Origin of the sequence: Sphingomonas sp. R647 (assembly GCF_020177055.1) — a bacterium.
In the GTDB taxonomy this organism is placed as follows: domain Bacteria; phylum Pseudomonadota; class Alphaproteobacteria; order Sphingomonadales; family Sphingomonadaceae; genus Sphingomonas.
The window spans coordinates 46292-67038 of the sequence record NZ_JAIQXT010000002.1; the positions used below are offsets into that span (position 1 = coordinate 46292).

20 protein-coding genes and 1 other RNA gene are annotated in these 20747 nt (G+C 66.3%); 13 read left to right on the plus strand and 8 right to left on the minus strand.

Annotation, left to right across the window (positions count from 1 at the left end):
- Window positions 1–30 precede the first annotated feature (30 nt).
- Both K9B35_RS04145 and K9B35_RS04150 read left to right on the plus strand, forming a co-directional pair.
- Window positions 31–681, plus strand: coding sequence for an adenylate kinase (locus tag K9B35_RS04145; protein WP_224920557.1), 651 nt, complete (start codon window positions 31–33; stop codon window positions 679–681).
- A gap of 162 nt (window positions 682–843) precedes the next feature.
- On the plus strand, window positions 844–1212 hold the full coding sequence (locus tag K9B35_RS04150; protein ID WP_224920558.1) for a DUF6481 family protein: 369 nt from the start codon (window positions 844–846) through the stop codon (window positions 1210–1212).
- 60 nt (window positions 1213–1272) lie between these two features.
- Here the strand turns inward: K9B35_RS04150 and K9B35_RS04155 are convergent, their stop codons facing one another.
- Window positions 1273–2487, minus strand: a complete 1215-nt coding sequence (locus K9B35_RS04155) for a type III PLP-dependent enzyme (protein ID WP_224920559.1) — start codon at window positions 2485–2487, stop codon at window positions 1273–1275.
- 147 nt (window positions 2488–2634) lie between these two features.
- Between K9B35_RS04155 and K9B35_RS04160 the strand changes: the two genes are divergently transcribed.
- The 4 genes from K9B35_RS04160 to K9B35_RS04175 all read left to right on the plus strand — a co-directional run bounded on the left by K9B35_RS04160 (window position 2635) and on the right by K9B35_RS04175 (window position 8794).
- Complete coding sequence (locus K9B35_RS04160; RefSeq protein ID WP_224920560.1) at window positions 2635–3603, plus strand: threonine/serine dehydratase; 969 nt, start codon at window positions 2635–2637, stop codon at window positions 3601–3603.
- A 467-nt stretch (window positions 3604–4070) separates the two neighbouring features.
- Window positions 4071–5378: a hemolysin family protein gene (locus tag K9B35_RS04165; RefSeq protein WP_224920561.1), complete on the plus strand. Its 1308-nt coding sequence runs from the start codon at window positions 4071–4073 to the stop codon at window positions 5376–5378.
- A complete protein-coding gene (locus tag K9B35_RS04170) occupies window positions 5375–6664 on the plus strand; it encodes a hemolysin family protein (RefSeq protein ID WP_224920562.1) in 1290 nt (429 codons plus the stop codon). Before K9B35_RS04165 ends, K9B35_RS04170 begins: the two co-directional genes overlap by 4 nt.
- A 387-nt stretch (window positions 6665–7051) precedes the next feature.
- Window positions 7052–8794, plus strand: a complete 1743-nt coding sequence (locus tag K9B35_RS04175; RefSeq protein WP_224921091.1) for a methyl-accepting chemotaxis protein — start codon at window positions 7052–7054, stop codon at window positions 8792–8794.
- 57 nt (window positions 8795–8851) lie between these two features.
- Here K9B35_RS04175 and K9B35_RS04180 read toward each other — a convergent pair whose 3' ends face one another.
- Window positions 8852–10069, minus strand: coding sequence for a Gfo/Idh/MocA family protein (locus K9B35_RS04180; RefSeq protein WP_224920563.1), 1218 nt, complete (start codon window positions 10067–10069; stop codon window positions 8852–8854).
- Window positions 10070–10182: 113 nt separating this feature from the next.
- Window positions 10183–10995: a ferredoxin--NADP reductase gene (locus K9B35_RS04185; protein WP_224920564.1), complete on the minus strand. Its 813-nt coding sequence runs from the start codon at window positions 10993–10995 to the stop codon at window positions 10183–10185.
- Window positions 10996–11157: 162 nt separating this feature from the next.
- On the opposite strand from K9B35_RS04185, the gene K9B35_RS04190 reads away from it, so the two are divergent.
- Window positions 11158–11349 carry a hypothetical protein gene (locus tag K9B35_RS04190; RefSeq protein ID WP_224920565.1) on the plus strand — a complete coding sequence of 64 codons (192 nt, stop codon included), beginning with the start codon at window positions 11158–11160 and terminating at the stop codon, window positions 11347–11349.
- Between the two features lie 63 nt (window positions 11350–11412).
- Window positions 11413–12894 carry a hypothetical protein gene (locus K9B35_RS04195; protein WP_224920566.1) on the plus strand — a complete coding sequence of 494 codons (1482 nt, stop codon included), beginning with the start codon at window positions 11413–11415 and terminating at the stop codon, window positions 12892–12894.
- A gap of 17 nt (window positions 12895–12911) precedes the next feature.
- Here the strand turns inward: K9B35_RS04195 and K9B35_RS04200 are convergent, their stop codons facing one another.
- The 3 genes from K9B35_RS04200 to K9B35_RS04210 are packed head-to-tail and all read right to left on the minus strand — an operon-like array spanning window position 12912 to window position 15086.
- Window positions 12912–13472 (minus strand): lipocalin family protein, encoded by a 561-nt coding sequence (locus K9B35_RS04200; protein WP_224920567.1) that lies wholly within the window; start codon window positions 13470–13472, stop codon window positions 12912–12914.
- A gap of 49 nt (window positions 13473–13521) precedes the next feature.
- A complete protein-coding gene (locus tag K9B35_RS04205) occupies window positions 13522–14433 on the minus strand; it encodes an ADP-ribosylglycohydrolase family protein (protein WP_224920568.1) in 912 nt (303 codons plus the stop codon).
- On the minus strand, window positions 14430–15086 hold the full coding sequence (locus K9B35_RS04210) for an alpha/beta hydrolase (RefSeq protein ID WP_224920569.1): 657 nt from the start codon (window positions 15084–15086) through the stop codon (window positions 14430–14432). Before K9B35_RS04210 ends, K9B35_RS04205 begins: the two co-directional genes overlap by 4 nt.
- Window positions 15087–15191: 105 nt before the next feature.
- On the opposite strand from K9B35_RS04210, the gene K9B35_RS04215 reads away from it, so the two are divergent.
- From K9B35_RS04215 to bla, 4 genes are read left to right on the plus strand one after another with little or no spacing between them, the layout of a single operon-like run.
- Window positions 15192–16268, plus strand: a complete 1077-nt coding sequence (locus tag K9B35_RS04215; RefSeq protein WP_318245960.1) for a cysteine desulfurase family protein — start codon at window positions 15192–15194, stop codon at window positions 16266–16268.
- Window positions 16265–17359 (plus strand): cysteine desulfurase family protein, encoded by a 1095-nt coding sequence (locus K9B35_RS04220; protein WP_224920570.1) that lies wholly within the window; start codon window positions 16265–16267, stop codon window positions 17357–17359. The genes K9B35_RS04215 and K9B35_RS04220 overlap by 4 nt, the downstream gene beginning before the upstream one ends.
- On the plus strand, window positions 17356–17691 hold the full coding sequence (locus tag K9B35_RS04225; protein ID WP_224920571.1) for a 2Fe-2S iron-sulfur cluster-binding protein: 336 nt from the start codon (window positions 17356–17358) through the stop codon (window positions 17689–17691). The genes K9B35_RS04220 and K9B35_RS04225 overlap by 4 nt, the downstream gene beginning before the upstream one ends.
- A gap of 2 nt (window positions 17692–17693) precedes the next feature.
- Window positions 17694–18545 carry a class A beta-lactamase gene (bla, locus tag K9B35_RS04230; protein ID WP_224920572.1) on the plus strand — a complete coding sequence of 284 codons (852 nt, stop codon included), beginning with the start codon at window positions 17694–17696 and terminating at the stop codon, window positions 18543–18545.
- Between the two features lie 16 nt (window positions 18546–18561).
- Here the strand turns inward: bla and K9B35_RS04235 are convergent, their stop codons facing one another.
- The gene (locus tag K9B35_RS04235; protein ID WP_224920573.1) at window positions 18562–19866 is read right to left on the minus strand and encodes an SDR family oxidoreductase; all 1305 of its coding nucleotides are present in this window, start codon (window positions 19864–19866) and stop codon (window positions 18562–18564) included.
- A 44-nt stretch (window positions 19867–19910) separates the two neighbouring features.
- Here K9B35_RS04235 and ffs point away from each other — a divergent pair.
- An RNA gene (gene ffs, locus K9B35_RS04240) (signal recognition particle sRNA small type) lies at window positions 19911–20009 on the plus strand.
- A gap of 58 nt (window positions 20010–20067) precedes the next feature.
- Here ffs and K9B35_RS04245 read toward each other — a convergent pair.
- Window positions 20068–20703, minus strand: coding sequence for a hypothetical protein (locus K9B35_RS04245; RefSeq protein ID WP_224920574.1), 636 nt, complete (start codon window positions 20701–20703; stop codon window positions 20068–20070).
- Window positions 20704–20747 lie beyond the last annotated feature (44 nt).

Genomic DNA, 20747 nt, shown 5'->3' on the forward strand with positions numbered 1-20747 from the left:
CAGGCGCAGCGGCGTGGAAGGGGAAGCCAGTTGAATATCATCCTGTTGGGGCCTCCGGGCGCGGGCAAGGGGACCCAGGCGTCGCGGCTCGAGAGCGAGCGCGGTATGGTCCAGCTGTCGACCGGCGACATGCTGCGCGCCGCAGTCAAGGCGGGTAGCCCGGTCGGGCTGCAGGCCAAGGCGGTGATGGAGGCGGGTGAGCTCGTCTCAGACGCGATCGTCAGCGGCATCATCGGCGAGAGCCTGGATGCACTGGGCGACAAGGGCGCGATTTTCGACGGCTATCCCCGGACCGCCGCACAGGCGGAATCGCTCGACAGCCTGCTCGCCGAGCGCGGACGTAGCCTCGATCACGTGATCGAGCTGGTCGTGGACGAGGACGCACTGGTCGCGCGCATCACGGGCCGGTTCAGCTGCGCCAACTGCGGCGCGAACTATCATGACAGCTTCAACCAGCCCAAGGTTGAGGGCGTCTGCGACGTGTGCGGCGGAACCGAGTTCAAGCGTCGTCCCGATGACAATGAAGAAACGGTCCGTACCCGCATGGCCGAGTATCGCGCCAAGACTGCGCCGATCCTGCCGATCTACGAGGCGCGCGGGCTGGTCCAGCGGGTCGATGGTATGGCCGATATCGGCGAGGTGACTGCGGCGATCGCGGCAATCCTCGACGGGCGCGGCTGATTAGGGTAACGTAAGGTCTCAACCTGCGGCCTGATTGACCGCTTACGGCGAAGCGCGACTCGCGTTCGCCAGTGCGCGAGCCGCTTTATTTTTATCGCCCCGGATGCGTGAACGCCAGTCGGGCGTTGACGCAGCACGGGCTGAACTCATTGGAAAACATGCATGTCGTCATACAGGGAACCGTCATTTCAGGATCGTACTGCCGCGGCGGCCCGGGCAAAGCAGAAGGCACTCGAACTGCTGCGCTCGAAGCCTGCGGTCGATCCCGCTGTGCTGGAAGAGCGGCGCAAGGCCGCTGAAGCGCGGGACAAGGCGCTGGCCGAAGAACGCGCTGCCAAGTCTGAGGCTGCTGCTGCTGCCAAGGCTGAGAAGGCTGCGCTGAAGCAGGCTGAGGCGGAGCGGAAGGCGGAGGAGCAGGCTGCGCTCGACGCGGCTGCAGCGCTCAAGGAGGTGCGTCTGACGCCTCCGAGTGCGGCGGAGATGAAGGCGGCGCGGGATGCGCGCTATGCCGCTCGCAAAGCCCGCAAGTAACAGCGGCGGATCAGCAAAAAGGCCACTGTCCGATCGGACAGTGGCCTTTTTTGTTGCCGTTCAGCGCCGGGCGCGGCGCTTGAACTGATCGAGGCTGACGACGTTGGTCGGGCGCTCGATCGCGATGCCGGAGTAGAGCGTCGCCATCGGTTCGTCGGTGACGGTGTGGACGAGGTCCGAGCCGAAGCCGTTGAACGCGGTGCGCATGGCCGAGCCATAGGCGCCGAGCATCCCCACCTCGATATAATCGCCGGCGATGATGTCCGCGGGCAGCTCGAACGGGCCGGCCATGTGATCGAGATCGTCACAGGTCGGGCCGTAGAAGCTGTATTCGGTCATCTCCGTCGCTTCATCGGCGTCGTCGCGCAGGACGCGCACCGGGAAGCGCCAGCCGACATGCGCGGCATCGAACAGCGCGCCATAGGCTCCGTCGTTGATGTACAGCTCATCCCCGCGGCGCTTTTCGACGCGGACGATCAGCGAGCTATACTCCGCGCACAATGCCCGACCCGGCTCACACCACAATTCGGCGCTGTACGAGATCGGAAGATTCTCGAACGCGTTGTGGATCACGCCGAAATAGGTTTCGAGCGGGGGCGGTTCCATACCCGGATAGCTGGACGGGAAGCCGCCGCCGACATCGACGATGTCGACCGTGACCGACGAGGCGACGATCGCCGCGCGGACGCGTTCCATTGCCTCGGTGTAGGCCGCCGGGGTCATCGCCTGGCTACCGACATGGAAGCAGATGCCAAGGGCGTCAGCGGCCTGACGGGTCGCGACGAGCAGGTCGGCGACATCCTCGGGCTCCGCACCGAACTTTGCCGCGAGGCTCAGCTTCGAATGATCGGACGACACGCGGATGCGCACGCACAGGTTCAGGTCGGCCGCACCACGGGTGGCACGAACGATCTTCTCCAGCTCATCCATCGTATCGAGGCTGAACGTGCGGACGCCGTGGACGAAATAGGCTTCCTCAATCGCTTCCTCGGCCTTGACCGGGTGCATGAAGCACAGGGTCGCGAGGGGCAGGGCGCGGCGCGCCATGCGCACTTCGCCGATCGACGCGACGTCATAATGCGTCACACCGCTGTCCCAGAGGATCTGGAGCAATTCAGGAGAGGGGTTCGCCTTGACCGCGTAGAGCACCGTTCCCGGAAACTTCTCAACAAAGAAGCGGGCGGCGCGCTTTGCAGCGTGCGGACGAACGAGCGTTACCGGCTCGACGGGACGAAGGGCTTTCGCTAGCCCCAGCGCGCTATGATGCTTGTGCAACTCAAGGGACCTCCAATTGCCTTGCGGCAGACGATAAAAACACTGCCTTGCGGTGGAAGTCCCATGGGGCAGCGGAGGGGTCATTTAGGGTGGGGGGTCCCCCCTGTAAAGTAGTTTCGGGACTATCGTATTGATGCGGGGTGTGATGTGACGATTTTGCGACAGCCGACCAGGGCCGGGGTGCGGGACGCGGCGGCCAAGGTGGCGGCGATCCTGCCGCCAACCCCGTTGTTTGTGGCCGAAATTCGCGGCGTGCCGGTGATGTTCAAGGCCGAATCGCTCCAGCCGATCGGGGCATTCAAGATTCGCGGCGCATGGCACCGGCTGACGGCGCTGGACCCGGATGTCCGCGCCAAGGGCGTGGTCGGATTCTCGTCGGGCAACCATGCCCAGGGCGTTGCCTGGGCGGCGAAGCGACTCGGGGTGCCGGCGGTGATCGTGATGCCGAGCGACGCCCCGGCGCTGAAGCGGGAGGCGACACTGGCGCTGGGCGCCGAAGTGGTCAGCTATGACCGGATGACCGAAAATCGCGACAAGATCGCCGCGCACCTCGCCCATGCCCGTGGTGCCACGCTGGTCCCCCCGTTCGACGACCCGTGGGTGATCGAGGGGCAGGGGAGTCTGGGGATCGAGGTGCTCACGCAAGCGGCCGAGATGAAGCTGCCCGATCCGGCCTATGTCGCGGTACCGTGCGGCGGCGGTGGCCTTGCTGCCGGGGTCGCACTGGCGCTGCCCGATGCGCAGGTCGTCGTGGTCGAGCCCGAGGGCTGGGACGATATGTGCCGCAGCCTGGAGGCGGGGTGGATCGAGCCGGTTGGCGACAGCCCGCCCCCGACGGCATGCGATTCGCTCCAGACGCTGCGTGTTTCCCCGCTGACCTTCGACGTGCTGTCGCGGCGCGGGGCCACCGGGGTGCGGGTGAGTGAGGCCGAGGTGCGGGCAGCGCAGCGCTGGGCGGCGCGGCGGTTGCGGCTCGTGATCGAGCCGGGTGGTTCGGTCGCCCTCGCCGCACTGCTGGCCGGCAAGGTCGAGGCGCGGCCCGACCTGCTCGTGGTGCTGAGCGGCGGCAACGCCGATCCGGCGGCCTATGCCCGGGTGCTGAGCGGGGCCGACTGACAGCGTCGCGGGGGTGTCCGTACGAAGCTGACGAAAAATGGTGTTTTTCGGCTGTCGGGACGGGTTTGCGACTGGCTGACACCTGCGATGCGACCGTGAAGCGACAGGCGGGCGACAGGCGCGCGACGGCGACGCGACACCTGCGCGACGGATGTCAGGCGCGGGGGTTTTTGGAGGGGATGGCGGCGGGCTGGGGTTCACCGATCAGTTTAGATCAGGGAATTTCCAACATTGGAAGGGCGCGCGTGCCTACACTGAGCGCTCCAGGCAGTCCCGGCCGATCCCGAAAGCCAGCGTTCGTTTAGTCGGTCTGCTCCGTGTTCGTGCAACGCTTTCATGCGCGCGCATTGCTGGGCAAGTCGGTCACGTGCGACGGATCGGACTGTCGCGTATTTATCGCTGCCCATTGTCGGCTTACCCGGTGGATGGTAGGCGCACCGCCATTGTCGGGATGGAGATTTTTGAGTTTGGATAGCGCGCTCGTTCCGTTTTTCGTTATCCTGCTGATGGTCGCCGCAAACGCACTGTTCGTGGCAGCTGAGTTTGCCACGGTCGGCTCGCGCAAGTCGCGCGTTCAGGAGATTGCCGAGGCGGGCAATCGCAACGCTGTGGGTTTGCTTGCGATCATTCGCGATCCCAAAAAGCTCGATAATTATGTGGCGGCTTGCCAGATCGGCATCACGCTGAGCAGCCTGATCGCCGGTGCCTATGGCCAGGCTCAATTGACACCGCTGCTGGCACCGGTGCTGGGGCCGATCGGCGGCGCGGCTGCAGCGATCGTGGTGGTGCTGCTCGCGGTGACGGTCGTTCAGGTCGTGCTGGGTGAACTGCTGCCCAAGACGGTCGCGCTTCGCTACCCCGAGCAACTGGCGATGGCGACGCTGCTGCCGATGCGGGTCAGCCTGGCGTTATTCCGACCGCTGATCGCGCTGTTCAACGGAACTGCCTTTGCCTTGATGCGCCTGTTCCGGTTGAATGCCGACCACAGCCATACGCATGTTCATTCGCCCGAAGAGCTTGAAGGGCTGTACCGCGACAGCGCCGCCGGTGGACTGATCGATGCCGAAGAGCGCGATATGCTGTCTGGCGCGCTGAGCGTCAGCGAGCGTACCGTTCGTGAGGTCATGACCCCCCGCACCCGTATGGTGACCGTTTCCGCCGCCGAGACCGTCGGCACCGCGCTCGCGCGAATCGCCGAGGCGTCTTATTCCCGTTTCCCGGTCGCTGGGACTAGCGGCGAGGACATTGTTGGCATCGTCCACGTCCGCGCTCTGTTCGCGGCGTTTGAACGCGATCCGCAGACGACCGTCGGTTCGGTTGCACCAGCGCCGCTGATCGTTGCCGAAATGATGAGCGTGCCACGCCTGTGGCAGACGCTGCGCGAGAACGGGCGACGAACGGCGATGGTGATCAACGAATATGGCAGCATTGCCGGAATGGTCACGCTCGAGGATGCCCTTGAGGAAGTGTTCGGCGAACTGCAGGACGAATTCGACCAGGAAGAGGATCTGGTCATCAAGCGAGGCGATGGCCGCAGCGTGCGGGGCGACGTCAGCCTTGCGACGCTTGCCGATCGCTATGAGATCGACCTACCCATCGACCGCGCCGACACGATCGGTGGGCTGGTCTGGCACGAACTTGGGCGCCTGCCGGTCGTGGGTGACGAGACCAAGGTGACCGATACCCCCTATCTTTTGCAGGTCGAGGCGATGGCCGGCTATGCCGTTCAACGTGTCCTGGTCCGGTTTGAAAAGCGCGAGGAGCAGGAGGTATGACCGACGTCCTGCTACCCATTCTGATCATCGTAATTCTGATCGTGATCAACGGTGTGTTTGTTGCGGCCGAGTTCGCGCTGGTCGGCGCGCGGCGTAGTCGGCTTCAGACCCTCGCCAATGGTGGCAGCGCCGCAGCCCGCTGGCTGGTCCGCATCTTTGACCGTGAGGGCGGCAAGGATTCATACATCGCGATCGCGCAGCTCGGCATCACGCTGGCGAGTATCGGACTTGGTATGTACGGCGAGCCTGCCGTGGCTGCCTGGCTCTATCCCGGGCTGGAAAGGGCCGGGCTGACGTACGACCAGGCGCATATCGTTGGGTTTATCATCGCGCTGGGCGCCATCACTTACCTGCACGTCGTGTTTGGTGAGATGATTCCCAAGGCAATGGCGTTGCAGGTGCCCGAACAGGTCAGCCTGTCGGTCAATCCGGTGATGCGGATGTTCGGTTTCCTGTTCAAGCCGATGGTCTATCTGCTCAACCAGACGGCTTTTGGGCTGATGCGCATTCTGGGCATTCCCGATCCGGGGAAAAGCTCGCTGCTTTACAGCAGCAAGGAGCTTGAGATCGCGACCGAGGAAGTGGCGGCCAGCGGCCAGCTCGACGAGGCGCAACGCATCCTGATCGACAATATCTTCGATATGGAGGACCGCACCGCCGAGGAGTTGATGACGTCTCGGTCGCGGATGCGGGCGATCGCGCTGGATACCCCGTTAAGTGACGTTGCTGCCTTAATCGCTTCGTCGCCGGCCTCACGCTATCCGATTTTTTCGCACTCGCTCGACGACATTGGCGGCGTCCTTCATGTAAAGGACTTCATTCGCGCACGCATCGCGGGTCGCATGGAAACCCTGTCAGCGGTGACGCGCCCCCTGCCGCGCGTCGCTGCAACGACCTCTGCAACCGAACTGCTGGCGTTGTTCAAGAAACAGCGCACCCATGCCGCGCTCGTCGTCGATGAGCATGGCGGAACGCTCGGCTTCGTTACTCTGGACGACCTTGTCGAGGACCTGATCGACGAAGAGGAAACGCCGGAATCGGAGTGGATCCGCAAGACGCCCGAAGGCGGCCTGGTAATGGACGGGGAGGTAACGCTGGCCGAACTGTCAGAGGATCATGGGATCCTGTTCGACCATCGGGATATTGTCACCATCGCCGGCCTCGCGCTGTCGGTGCGGGGCGTGCTTCCGGAGCAGGGTGAGCATATCGCCCTGCAAGGATATCGACTGACCATTGAGGAAACTACCGGACTCAAGATCACGCGGGTGCGTCTGGACCCGATGTAAGGCCGGGGCAGGCGCCAGGAGCGCGTACATCACGCCTCAGACTGTACGCGTTTCCCCGCATATCTCCGCTTAAGCCGGTGGTATCCCGGAAGCGGACAAGCCGCTAGCGGGCCAAAAGCTGCCGCGGTCATATACGCACAGTGTGCCCGGTTGTGACGTCCACTCGCCCCCGATTGGCCCGCCCTCCGGCGCTCGGCCGTCCGCCCCGCAACCGGTTGCGGCCGCGAAGAATCGTTGAGTCATTCCACCAGTCGCTGCCGGCGCCGCCTATAAGGACGCAGGGTCAGCCTCTTGTGAGCGCGCGCCCCGGCTGGTGCCGTTGGGCGGCCGGTCCTGTCGGCCGTTCAACACAAAGGGGCTTTGGTGAACTATTTCTCGAACCTGAAAATGGCGCGCAAGATCGTGCTGTCCTTTGCACTCGCGATCTTCATGGTCTGTGCATCGGGGGTGGTGGTCGCCACGTCGTTGGGCGCGATGCGCAGCAGCACGCTGGAGAATGTGAACAGCCTGCGCGTCAAGGAGCTGGTGTCGGAGATGCTCGCGAGCGTGGTGCAGCAGGAAAATGCGCTGCGCGGCTATGCGATGCTGGGCCGCGGCGAGCTGCTCGACGAGTATAAGGCCAATCAGGATGTGTTCGCCAAGGCGGCGAAGGAATTTGACGAGCGGGTCAAGCTGACCGACCAGCGCGAGCGCTTTGCCAAGCTGACGACGGAGGTGAAGGACCTCAATGATCGCCGCTTTGCCGAGCTGATCACGCTGGCCGCCAATCCCGAGACGCGGGCGCGGGCGCAGGAGATTTCGGGGCAGAAGCAGCTGCCGGTGGTGCGCGCGGTCGTGGCAGAGATGCTGACGCGGCAGGATGAGCTGATCGCCGAACGCCGCGCCGAGCAGGCGAGCATGTCGACGATCGCCAATGTGGCGGTGTGGGGCGGCGCGGCGCTGACGGCGCTGGTTGCGCTGCTGATGGGCTGGCTGCTGGTGCGCACGATTGCGGCGCCGTTGCGCGACCTGACCGATGCGACCACGACGCTGGCGCAGGGGGGCGAGGCGAAGGTCCCGTTCCGTGAGCGCGCTGATGAGCTGGGCGACATTGCCGGCGCGGTCGAGCAGTTCCGGATGGCCGCAGTGAACCGGGCCGAAGTGGATGCGCGCGCTGCCGCCGATCAGCAGATTGTCACGACGTCACTGCGCGACGGGCTGTCGGCGCTGACCACCGGGGACCTGACGGCATCGATCGATGCGGACTTCCCGGGTGCTTATGTCGAGCTGAAGACCAATTTCAACGCGGCGCTGGCGTCGCTGCGCGGGCTGATCGGTTCGGTTGCGGAGAGCACGCGGGCGATCCGGACTGGATCCGGCGAGATTACGCAGGCTTCGGAGGATCTGGCACGGCGCACCGAGGCGAATGCGGCGAGCCTTGAGGAAACATCGGCGGCGGTGACGCAGATGGATACGCGGCTGAAGGCGACGGCGGCTGCGGCTGGACGCACGGTCGAGCGCGCCGATGGTGCGATTGCGACGGTGACCAGCGGGCGCAGCGTTGCCGATGAGGCGGTGCAGGCGATGACGCGGGTGTCGGACTCGGCCAAGGGCATCGACAGCGTGATCGAGGGGCTCGACAAGATTGCGTTCCAGACGCGCGTGCTGGCGATGAACGCTGCGGTCGAGGCGGGGCGCGCCGGTGAGGCGGGCCGTGGCTTTGCGGTGGTGGCCGACCTTGTCTCCGCGCTCGCGATGCGGGCCGAGGAAGAGGCCGGGCGTGCGCGCGATCAGCTGACCGCGACGCAGACCGACATCGGCGCTGCGGTGGAGATGGTGCAGAAGGTGGATGCCGCGCTGCTCGATATTTCGGGCGATGTGAGCGAGGTGCATACGCTGCTGGGCGATATCGCCGCGGACAATCAGGCGCAGTCGACCGCGATCACCCAGATTTCGGCGGCGATCGGAGCGATGGATCATTCGACCCAGCAAAATGCTGCAATGGTCGAGGAGACTGCGGCTGCGGCGCGCAACCTGACCGGTGAGGTGGCCGCGCTGACTGAGCAGGCGGACAAGTTCGAGATCGGCGAGGCGAAGTCGCGCCGGGCGGGATATACGTCGAGAGGCCGTGGGGCGCTGATGGCGGCGTAAGCGGCGCTAACGTGCAGATGGGGGAGCTCCGGTGTCGCCGGGGCTCCCCCTGTTGCGTTATGCGCGCATCCGGCCATCCGGGGCGACCGTAACGGTACGCCCGGTGCGCGCCGAGGCGTAGATCGCCTCGATCAGCCGGATGTCGCGCAGGCCCATTTCTCCGGGAGTGAGGATCGGGCTGTTGTCGCGGATCGCGTTGGTGAAGTGGTTGAGCTGGCCGGCGAATTGGGTGTTCGGGTCGCCGGGGGTGAAGTCGCGGGCGTTCTGCCCTTCGATCCGCATCTTTTGCCCGCCATAGCCGGTGGCGGGGTCGAGAATCAGCGTGCCGTCGGTGCCGCGGACCTGGGAAAGATTGGCTCCGGCGGAGTCATAGGAGGTCGCGAGCTGCGCGACGGCGCCGGAGGGGAAGCGCAGCTGCGCGGCGACGTGCGCGAAGATTTCGGTGAAGCGCGGGTCGCCTTTGGGCTGGAAGGTCGTCGCGCTGATGCTCTCGGGCATTTCGCCGCTGAGGTAGAGGGCGGATTGCAGGCCGTAGAGGCCGTAATCCTCGAGCGGGCCGCCGCCGGCGAGCGCGCGGTTGAAGCGCCAGTTCTGCGCCGGGGTGGTCGGGCCGGCGCGATAGGATTGTTCGGTGCGGATCAGGCGGATGGTGCCGACCGCCTTGTCGCGCATCAGACGCATCGCCTCGACATTATATGGCTCGAAATGGCAGCGATAGGCGATCATCAGCTTGCGGTTGGCGCGGCGGCTGGCGGCGATCATCGCTTCGCACTCGGCGCTGGATAGCGCCATCGGCTTTTCGCACAGGACGTGCTTGCCGGCGGCGAAGGCGCGCAGGGTGAAGTCGGCGTGAAAGGCGGTGGGGAGGATGACGTACACCGCCTGGGTGCGGTCGTCGGCAGCGATCTTGTCGAAGTCTGCGTAGGAATAGCGCGCGTCGGTGGGCACGCCGTATGCGTCGCCGACTTGGCGCAGCTTGTCCGGGTTGCCCGATACGAGCGCGCTGATGTGCATGCGCTCGGCCTGATCGATGCGCGGCATGATCTGGTTGAGGGCGTAGCCGCCTAAACCGATGATCGCGATTCCGAGGCTGTCGTCGCGCTTGCGGCGCGGCGGGGTGGCGGGAAGGCGGGCGCCGCCGGGGAGGGGGAGGCCCTTGAGCTGGGCCGGGGTAGACTGGAGCGAGGCGGCGCTGGCGGTGGTGGTCGTCAGCGTCGCGGCGAGGGCTCCGGTTGCTTCGATGAAGCTGCGTCGTGACAGGGGGGTATGGGGCATCGCCTTGCTCTCCGAATGGTCGTTCGGAGAGGTGATAGCGTTACCATCGCTGGGTCGGCAATCGGGGAATGAGCCTCTGGCGGCCCCGGCCTGCGCCGGGGCGACGGCGTTGGTCAGCCGACGAAGGCGCGTTCGATGACGTAGTGGCCGGGCTTGCTGTTCGAACCTTCCTCGAAGCCCATGCCGTCGAGCATCGCGGAGAGATCCTTGATCATCTCCATGCTGCCGCACAGCATGATGCGGTCGGTTTCGGGGTCGAGACGCTTTTCGCCTGCCATGTTGGGGCCGGTGAACAGTGCGCCGTTTTCGATCAGCGTGCCGATGCGATCGCTGGTCGGGAACGGTTCGCGGGTCACCGTGGGCAGATAGCTGAACTGGACCAGCGCCTGATCCTGAACCAGCGGGTCGCCGGCGAGCTGCGCCTCCAGCTCTTCGCGGAAGGCGAGGTCGCTGACGCGGCGGACCGAGTGGACCAGCTGAATCTGGTCGAACATCTCATACACGTCGGGATCGCGCGCGAGGCTGAGGAACGGGGCGAGGCCGGTGCCGGTCGAGAGGAAGAACAGCCGCTTGCCCGGGAGCAGCGCGTCGGTAACGAGCGTGCCGGTCGGCTTGCGGCCGAGGAACAGCTGGTCGCCCGGCTGGATCAACTGAAGCTTCGACGTCAGCGGGCCGTCGGGCACCTTGATCGAGAGGAATTCGAGCTCCTCCGCCCATGCGGGACTTGCGATCGAATAGGCGCGCAGCAGCGGGCGGCCTTCGCCCGGCAGGCCGAGCATGACGAACTCGCCCGAGCGAAAGCGGAAGCTTTGCGGGCGCGTGATCGTGAAGCTGAACAGATGTTCGTTCCAGTGGCGCACGCTGGTGACGGTTTCCACGGTCAGCGCGGCGGACGGGGCGAGCGGGATGGCGTTACGGTCAGACATTTGCGGGCTCCGCTAAATGGCGGGACGATGGCGCGCAACCCATTGCGAGCTTATGCGGCCAAAGCTTTATCTATCAGCGCCATTAGCGGCCTCTCTATTGCGAGGCAATCGCAATAAATCGGGGCATCTCGACGGGGCGGGGAGGGCATGCAAGGAAGCGGCATGCGACCCGAACTCTCCACCGCCGCGAACACGACCCTCTCGCTGCTGACCATCGCCGCCATCGTGCTGGTGTGGGGCGGCGTGACGATGATCCGCAAGGGCGACCGGAACGGGGGCGGGCGGACCAAGGGCGTGCTGATGATCGTGTGCGCGGCGGTGCTGGTGGGGAATGTGCTGATCTGGACGGTTTAGCGCGGAAATTGCCCCTCGATTTCAGCGCGCTGGCGGCTATCCTGGGCATGAACGGGGGCAGGCATGAAGCGATGGATAGTCGGGGCGATCGTTGGTGCGGGGCTGTATGGCGCATCGCCCGCAGCGGCGGATCAGGAAAAGGCACACGCGCGGCTGGGCAAGGCCATGGAGGCGTCGCAGCGCGGTGATTGCCCGGCGGCGCTCAGGCTCCTGAAACCGCAGTTCAAACCCAAGGCGGTATCGCAGCTGGACCCGGAAGTTGCGACGCTGGCATATCAGCTCGCCGCTTATTGTGCGGTGCGGGCGGGAAACCTCGTCGATGCCCGCGCATTCGCCGTGGCAGGAACAGCATTCGAATCCGCATCCGACGAACTATGGCAGCTGCGGCTGAGCCTCGATGTGGACGTAAAGGCGCTCGAGGACGCGGTCGCGACGGTGGTTGCGATGAGCGAGGGGCGCGGGCGGGCACTCAACACCTATGAGCTACGCTGGCTTTATCGGCTTGATACGCAATTGCGCGAGGCGAAGGCGGACGCTGCGCGCGAACGCTTCCTGCGGGTGATGACGGCGAGCGGTTTCGATCCCGAAGAGCCGATGGCGTCAAAGGACGGGTTTCGTGAGCGATTGATGCGGATCCTGCATGCGCGCGGGGACAATGCGGGCGTGGCGGCGCTGGTCGCCGAGATCGAGACGACGTCGGTGCTGATTCGGCTCTCTGTCCAGCCGGAGTTTGCCGCGCTGCTGCCTGCCGGGTTCGACCCGCGCGCGGCGGCGGAGGGCGAACTCAAACGGGTGCGCGCGTCGATCCTGCGCTATCCGAGGCATCTCGCGCCGATCCTGTCAGCGGCGCGACTGCTCCGCGGCCTTGGCCGACCGGGCGAGGCATTGGCGGTCCTGGAGAGCGCGCGCGGCGATGGGAAGCAGCTTGCCGATTTTCTGGACGCTGCCGAACGGAGTTCGTGGTGGTGGGACGCGCTGGGCGGCACGCACGCCACGCTCGGCGATGTGGAGGCCAGCCTTGCGGCGTATCGCGAAGGGGGCAGGGCAGCGGAAGATGGCGGGCCCAATGTCAGTCAGATCATCAACATGGCCGGAGTGCAGAACCGGTTCGGTCGCTTTGCCGACGCGTTAAAGACATTGCCAGCCGATGGGGCGAATTTGCCGATCAGCCCGTTCGGGGCGATGCAGATCCGACTGGTGCGGGTCTGTGCCAACGTGGCGCTGGGCAATGCTGCTGCGGTTGCAGCCGATCGTGCGTTGATCGAGGCGAACAGCAAGGATGATCCGGAATCGCTTCGCGATCTTTATCTGTGTGTCGGCGATATCGATGCCGCGGCGAAGGCGGTGATCGCGGAACTCGACGATCCGGATCAGCGCGTCGAAACCTTGCTGGATTTCAGCGACTATGATGCCTCGCCGGAGTCGGCGCCGGTGCCCCGGACCCGGGCAACCTTCCTCGCGCTGAAGCAACGCGCCGACGTGCAGGCCGCACTCAAGCAGGCGGGGGGAACGCGCCGCTTCGCGCTTCAGTCGAGCCGACTTTAGTTACGGCCCGCGCGCCCTCAACCCTGCTGGGTGATGCGCAACGCCCAGCGGTCGTAGCCGAGGTCCTCGACCCGGGTGAGGAGCGTCTGAAGCAGCGCGGGGTCGGGGCGGGGATCGCGGGCTAGCAGCCAGAGGTAGCGGCCCGAAGGCTCGCCGACGATCGACCAGTCGTACTCGTCGCCATGGTCGAGCACCCAATAGTCGCCGGTGTAGAGCGGGCCGAAGAACGAAACCTTGAGCTTTGCCCCGGTGTCCTCGTCCGCGACGATCGCGGTGCCTTCGCTGACGTCGCGTTCGGTTTCACCGGCGCGGATGCCGCTGTTGACGATGCTGACCTTGCCGCCCGGTTCGAGGCCATAGTCGGCGGTGACCGAATCCATGCCCTTCTGAAAGCGATTCTCGTGCCGGGCGAGTTCGTACCAGGTGCCGGTGTAGCGGGTGAGGTCGACCGGTTTGGCCGGTTGCGGCACGGTCGGGTTGATCACCGGCGGGCGGGTCGCGCGGGAGTAGAGGAACAGGCCGCCAATGGTGGCAGCGGCGACGCCGGCGGCGATCTTGATCGCGGTGGATTGCTTCATGGGGCGATCATGCTTCGGTCGCGTTCAAAAGGATAGAGGTGCCGGTCAGTCAGCGCTCGGTGAGGAGGCGCAGACCGACTGCGCTGATTTCATCCCGCCACGCCAGACGGGTGAGCCATGTCGCGGGAATAGCCCCGGCTCCGTAGATTGCGCCAGCAAGCTGTCCGGTGATCGCCGCGACGGTATCGGCGTCATCACCAAGATTCGCGGCGAGCAGCACCGCCTCGTCGAAGCCATCGGAGTTGCCGACACACCATAAAGCAGCCTCAAGGCTGTGAACGACATAGCCGCTGGAGCTGATCTGTGATCGCGCCTTTTCCTGCCACGCGCCGCCGAAAATCTCCGCCACTGCACGGGGGGCATCGACTTGGTGCGGGGCGAGTAGCTCGGCCTTCGGTTCGCCACGGATCGCCCTGACGAGGAGCGCGGCGAAGCCTTCGCATGCGGCGAGGCATTCATCGGCGCCGTGGGTCAGGCGGCTCTGATCTCGGGCAACCTGAGCTACCAACGTGGCGTCACGATCCCAGCCCCATAGGGCGACAGGCGAAAGGCGCATAAGCGATCCGTTGCCCGCGCTGCGTGAATTGGTCGGCCCGGAAAAGGGCTCGCCCGTTTCTTCAGCAACCTCAAGTGCGGTCCGCGTGGTGATGCCGATGTCGAAACAGGTTCCGGTGCAGCTATGTGCGCCCCAGCGGTACCAGTTCACGAAGCGGTTCATGCACGCTTGCGGATAGAACACGTCGTGCCCGGCGAGCGTCTCCGCCAGCGCAAGCGCCATCGCGGTGTCGTCGGTCCATTGGCCGGGTTCCAGCGAAAACGGGCCGCCGCCAACCATGTCGGTCAGGGGCGGCCCGGAATCGCGTACGGAGAACTCAAGTGTCGTGCCCAGCGCGTCGCCAACAGCAAGTCCAAGCAATGCGCCCAGACCATTGTCGATCGTCGCTGAGTCCGGCCCGTTCACCGAATCGGCGAATTGGGGTCGAGGCGCATGTCGAGATAATTGTCCACGCTGCGCATCAGCGGGTCCATTTCATGTTCGAAGAAATGGTTGGCGTGCGGAATCGTGTCGTGGTGGATGGTGATGTGCTTTTGCGTGCGCAGCTTGTCGACCAGCTTCTGCACCGCGCCGGGCGTCACCACTTCGTCGCCGTCACCCTGAATGATGATGCCCGAGCTGGGGCACGGGGCGAGGAAGGTGAAGTCGTACATGTTCGCGGGCGGCGCGACCGAGATGAAGCCGCGGATTTCCGGGCGGCGCATCAGCAGCTGCATGCCGATCCACGCGCCAAAGCTGACGCCCGCGATCCAGGTGGTCGATGCTTCGGGATGGAAGCTCTGCACCCAGTCGAGCGCGGACGCGGCGTCGCTCAGCTCGCCGATGCCGTTGTCGAACGTGCCCTGGCTCTTGCCGACGCCGCGGAAGTTGAAGCGCAACGTCGCGAAGCCGCGCCGCTGGAAGGTCTTGTACAGCTCCTGCACGATGCGGTTGTTCATAGTGCCGCCCGCATTGGGGTGCGGATGCAGGATCATCGCGACCGGTGCGCGGGGGCGGGGGGCGGGGGCGAAACGCCCTTCGAGGCGGCCTTCGGGACCGGGAATGATGACTTCGGGCAAAGTGGACCTGCTCTGTGATGGGCGCGCGGTAGCGCGGAAACGGGTGCAGGCTATATAGTCCTCACGCCCCGACAAGCAATTGGAACGATTCCCCTGACCCAGCGCATCTATCTCGACCATGCCGCGACCACGCCGATGCTGCCACAGGCGCGCGAGGCGATGATCGAAGGAATGCTGCGTTGGGCCAATCCGTCCTCGCCCCATGCCGAGGGGCGGGCGGCGCGGGCGGCGCTGGAGGATGCGCGGGCGCGGATCAAGGAAGCGCTGGGGTGGCAGGGGCAGGTGATCTTTACCAGCGGGGCGAGCGAGGCGCTGGGCATCGCGATGCGGCTGGCCAAGGGCGGGCGGCGCTGGCGGTCGAGCGTCGAGCATGACGCGGTGCTGCGCGCGGCGCCGGATGCGGGCGTGCTGCCGGTCAATGGCGAATGGGATGTCGACTATAATGCGCTTGCCGATGCGCTGGCGGTGGGCGACCGGCCGGTGATCGCGATCCAGTGGGTCAATCCCGAGACGGGCAAGGTCCAGCCGGTCGAACATTATGCGCCGATGATCGCCGAGGGCGGCGGGGTTATGGTGACCGATGCGTCGCAGATGTTCGCGCTCAACCGCTTTCCGCGCGAGGGCGATCTGATCGTGCTGTCGGCGCATAAGCTGGGCGGGCCGATCGGTGTGGGGGCGCTGCTGGTCGGCGATCTTGCGTTGCTGGATGCGCCGGGTGGGCAGGAGTTCGGCTATCGTGGCGGGACCGAGAATCTGCCCGGCGTGCTGGGCTTTGCCGCTGCGGTCGAGGCGTGGCAGGCGCGGCGCGTGGGGCTGCCCGACATGGACAGGCACGAAGCGCGGGTCGACATGTTCCGCACGCTCAAATCCTATGGCGGGCAGCAGCTGATGGGATATGGCGAAACGGTGAGCAATATCAGCGCGATCGCCATGCCGGGCCTGAGCGCTGCGGCGCAGCTTGTCCGTTTCGACCTCAAGGGCTTTGCGGTGTCGGCTGGGAGCGCGTGCGCGTCGGGGACGCTGAAGCAGAGCCGGGTGCTGCAGGCGTTCGGCGTCGATGCCGAGGTCGCATCGCGGACGATTCGGGTGAGCACCGGGTGGAGCACCACGGCGGAGGATATCCGCGCGTTTATCGACCATTGGATCGACATTGCCGCCGATGCCGGGAGCCGCGCGGCATGATCTATCTCGACTATCAGGCGACGACGCCGCTGGCGCCCGAGGCGCGCGACGCGATGCTGCCGTGGCTGGGCGATGACTTTGCCAACCCGCATTCGGCGCATGCGGCCGGGCGCAAGGCCAAGGCGGCGGTCGAGGTGGCGCGCGAACAGGTCGCTGGGCTGATGCCCGCTGGTGGGACGGTGAGCTTTACCAGTGGCGCGACTGAGGCGCTGAACTGGGCGATCAAGGGCACGACGGGCGGTATCGTGACGATCGCCACCGAACATGCGGCGGTGCTGGATACGGTGGCGGCGGAGGCGCGGCGCGGGCGCGCGGTGACAGTGTTGCCGGTCGGGCCGGAGGGGCTGGTCGACCTCAATGCCGCGCGCGACGCGATCGGGCCGGGGACAGGGCTGGTCGCGGCGATGCTGGTCAATAACGAGATCGGGGTGATCCAGCCGGTCGAGGCGCTGGCGGAGCTGGCCAAGGCGGCGGGCGCGCTGATGCTGACCGATGCGGTGCAGGGGTTCGGACGCGTGGCGATCCCCGATGGCGTCGATCTGGTCGCGGTGTCGGCGCACAAGATTCACGGACCGAAGGGCGTCGGCGCTTTGTGGGTGCGCGATGGCGTGGCGCTGGAGCCGTTGATGCACGGTGGCGGGCAGGAGCCAGGCGGGCGGTCGGGGACGCTGTCGCCGGCGTTGTGCGCCGGGTTCGGCGCGGCGGCGGCGCTGGCCAAACAGCGGTTCGGGGCGGATCGGGCGCATGCGGCGCAGCTGTTCCGTGCGGGGTTTCAGGCGCTGGGCGGTGCGGGCTGGACGCTGAATGGATCGAAGGAGGATCGCTATCCGGGCAATCTCAACCTGCGCTATCCGGGGCTGGACGTCGCGCGGCTGATGTCCGAGCTTCGCGATATCGCTTTTTCGGCGGGGTCGGCCTGTGCCAGCGGATCGGGGCGGCCGAGCCATGTGTTGCAGGCGCTGGGCCTGAGCGATGCCGAGGCGCGGTCGAGCATCCGGCTGGGCTTTGGCCGCTATACCACTGAGGAGGACTTGTTGGACGCCATCCAGCGCATTGATGCTGCCGCCCGCGCGCAGAGGATCGCGGCATGATCCGGGTGCGATTCCTGACGCCCGATGGGGCTCTCGCCGTCGAGGCCGAGGCGGCTGCGGGCGACCGGTTGCTTGAGATCGGCCAGGCGCGGGGCATGCCGCTGGAGGGGACGTGCGAGGGGCAGATGGCCTGCTCCACCTGTCACGTCATCGTCGCGGCGGAGGACTTCGCCCGGTTGCCGCGCCCGAGCGAGGAGGAAGAGGATATGCTCGACCTCGCCGTCGGGGCGACGCGGACCAGCCGGTTGTCGTGTCAGATCGTGCTGACGCCGGAGCTGGATGGGCTGACGGTCAGCCTGCCTTCAGAACATCGCGATATGCAGGGACGATGACCATGACGAATCGCCGCACCGTAATCATGGGCGCCGCTGCGCTCGCCACCGTTCCCGCCTTTGCGCAGAAGCTGGGGCCGTTCGACCGCATCCGTGCCGAAACCGGCGGGCGGCTGGGCCTCGCCGTCTATGACACCGGCACCGGGCGGCGCTTTTCCGACGGGGCCGAGGCGCGCTTTGCGATGTGCTCGACGTTCAAGGTGCCGCTGGTCGCAGCCGTCCTGGCGCGGGTGGACCGGGGCGAGTTGAACCTGGCGAGCGAAATCCGGTTCGGTGAGGCCGATCTGCTCGACTATGCGCCGGTGGTGAAGGCGAACTTGGCCAAGGGCGCGATGTCGATCGAGGCGCTGTGCGAGGCGGCGGTGGTGATGAGCGACAACAGCGCGGCGAACCTGTTGTTCGGGCAGATTTCGGGGCCGCGCGGGCTGACCAGGTTCATCCGCGATGCGGGCGACCAGCTGACCCGATCGGATCGCGACGAGCCGTCGCTCAACAATGTCCGCAATGGCGAAGTGCGCGATACGACCACGCCCGACGCGATGCTGTGGCTGATGAACCGGTTGCTGCTGGGCGATGTGCTGTCGCCGGCGTCGCGTGCGAAGCTGACCGGGTGGATGGAGGCGTCGCCCACCGGCAAGGCGCGGCTGCGCGCGGGTCTGCCCAAGGACTGGCGCGTTGGGGACAAGACCGGGACGAGCGGCGAGGGCTATTTCAACACCATCGCGATCGCGACGCCGCCGGGACGCAAGCCGATCCTGATCGCCTGCTACCTCGACGCGCCGGGGCTGGAAACGGCCAAGGCGAATGCCGCGCATGCGAAGGTCGGGGAGCTGGTCGGGGCCTTGTTCGGGTAAGGCGCTGGCGCGTCGGTCATCGCCGGTCGCCGATCGCGCCATGGACGAGGATCAGCAGCACGATCGGCAGGTTCTTGAGCAATGGCCCGAGCGGATCGGCCCAGAGCGCGGGCAGGCCTAGCGTGAGGACGAGTGTGTAGCCGGTGACGACCGCGAGCTGGACTGCGGTCGCGGTGCGCGCGGTGCGGTCGCGCAGGACGAGCGCGGCGATGGCGAGGTCGAGCAGGGCGGTCCCGATCTGCAGCGGAAGTGCGGCACCCTCGGGCGCGCCGATCGCGGCGAGCCATTCAAGCGTCTGCGTGCGCCCGGCGAACAGGCCGAGTAGCGCCGAGGCGAGCCACATCAGTGCCAGCCCCCAGCGGATCGCGGGGGCGAGGAAGAACAGGCGCGCGTGCCAGCGATCCTGCACCCCGGCGGCGCGGTCGCGCATCGCCTGCGCCACGCTGCGCGGGCGAAAGCCGACCGCCTGCGCGAACGCGGCGCCGTCGGCGGCGTTGCCTGCGACAAGCTGGGCTACGCTGTTGGTCGAGACCGGGCCGGACCCGGCAAGGTCGCCGATCCGGCCGAGCGCGCGCATCACCGGCATCGGCACGCGGACGAAACGGCTGGGGCCGAGGCCGAGCCAGGTGCGGTAGCGGGTCATCAACTCGCGCAGGGTGAGCGTTTCCGGGCCAGCGGGTTCGAAACTCTGGCCGACGAACCACAGATCCTCACACGCAAGGCGCACCGACCGGGCGAGATCGTCGGCATGTATCGGCGAGAAGGTAAAGTCGCCGTCGCCCGCGAGTGGCTGGGCAAAGGGGAGGGCAGCAAGGCCGCGCAGCAGCGAGGTGCCGCCATAGCTGCTCTCCGCGATCACCAGCGAGGGGCGGAAGATGGTCCAGCGCAGGCCCGAGTCGCGCAATGCCGCTTCGCCCGCCAGCTTGGTCGCGGCGTAATCGGTGGCGACATCGGGCCGCGCGCTCACGGCGGAGATCAGGACGAGGCGGCGGACTTCGGCGCGCTTGCACGCGGCATGGAGCGCGCGCGGCATGTCGACATGGACCGCCTGCATCTCCGGCCCGCGCAGCACCCCGGCGGCGTTGACCACGCAGTCGATCCCGGAAAGATGCTCGCGCCAGCCTTCAGCGTCGGTCGCACGGGCGAGGTCGATTCCGACCCACTCCGCGCCCGGCTCGGCGTCTCGTAGCCGCGCGACATCGCGGGCGACGGCGCGGACTTTATGCCCGCTCGCCAGCAACTCGGACAGGATATGCCGGCCGATGAACCCCCCGGCGCCCAGCAACAAAATACGCATCGCGCAGCGGCTTAGCAGCGACATGCGGCGGAGTCATTGCAATCGCGCGGGGTTGCGCCTATCTGCGCCGCGGGAGTCGGGCGGACGATGCCGTCGCCAACCCGGTCAGATCCGGAAGGAAGCAGCCGTAACGATTTTCGTGTCGGGTCGTCCCGGCTCCCACCTTCACTCCAGCGTTAGAGCCACGCGAGCGCCATGCTGGCCGCTTGTGCGCGCACCCGGGCGTTACTCTTCTACCGTCTTAGGCTGGCTCGGGTGAACCATGTGGCCGCTCTGCGGCGCGTCGATGGGCGGGGGTACGGCGCCTCGACCGAAGCGGGCACAATCCTGCAGTAGCAAGCAGGCGACATAGACGAGCAGCGCGATGGCGGTGATCCAAAAGGCTACGAAGGGGCTGATCACCGCGCCACAGGCCAGCGCTAACGCGGCGACTGCCAGCCCCGAAAGAACCGCAAACCCCCATCCTAACGCAGTGCGGTGGCCCGCGATAAACCAGCGTAGCGGGGGCAACACGAACAGGGCGATCATCAAAAGGAGCGCCACGCCGTCCGGTGGCACCTGATCCCCAGGAGCCGGGCCGCCATAGCCCAAGCGGGAAAAGGCGCTGATCAGCAAGATCAGCTCGGCGGCATCGAACAACCAGAATAGGCGATCGGTTCGCGCAGCATGCGTCCGGGCAAATTGCAGCGCACAATAGACTGCCAGCAGTACGCCCCAAGGCGGAGTGTCGCTGCCCCACCATGACCATGGCCAGCCGGGCGGAGATTGCCAGATCGCGAAGATGAAGGCGCCGAGAAAGGCGGGATACAGCAGCTGGAAGATGAGTTGCTGTGCCAGCCCCGGCGTCGCGCTGTCTTTCATGGCGGCCCCCCCCGAATCCATGTCGCGGTGTGGAGCGTACCTGA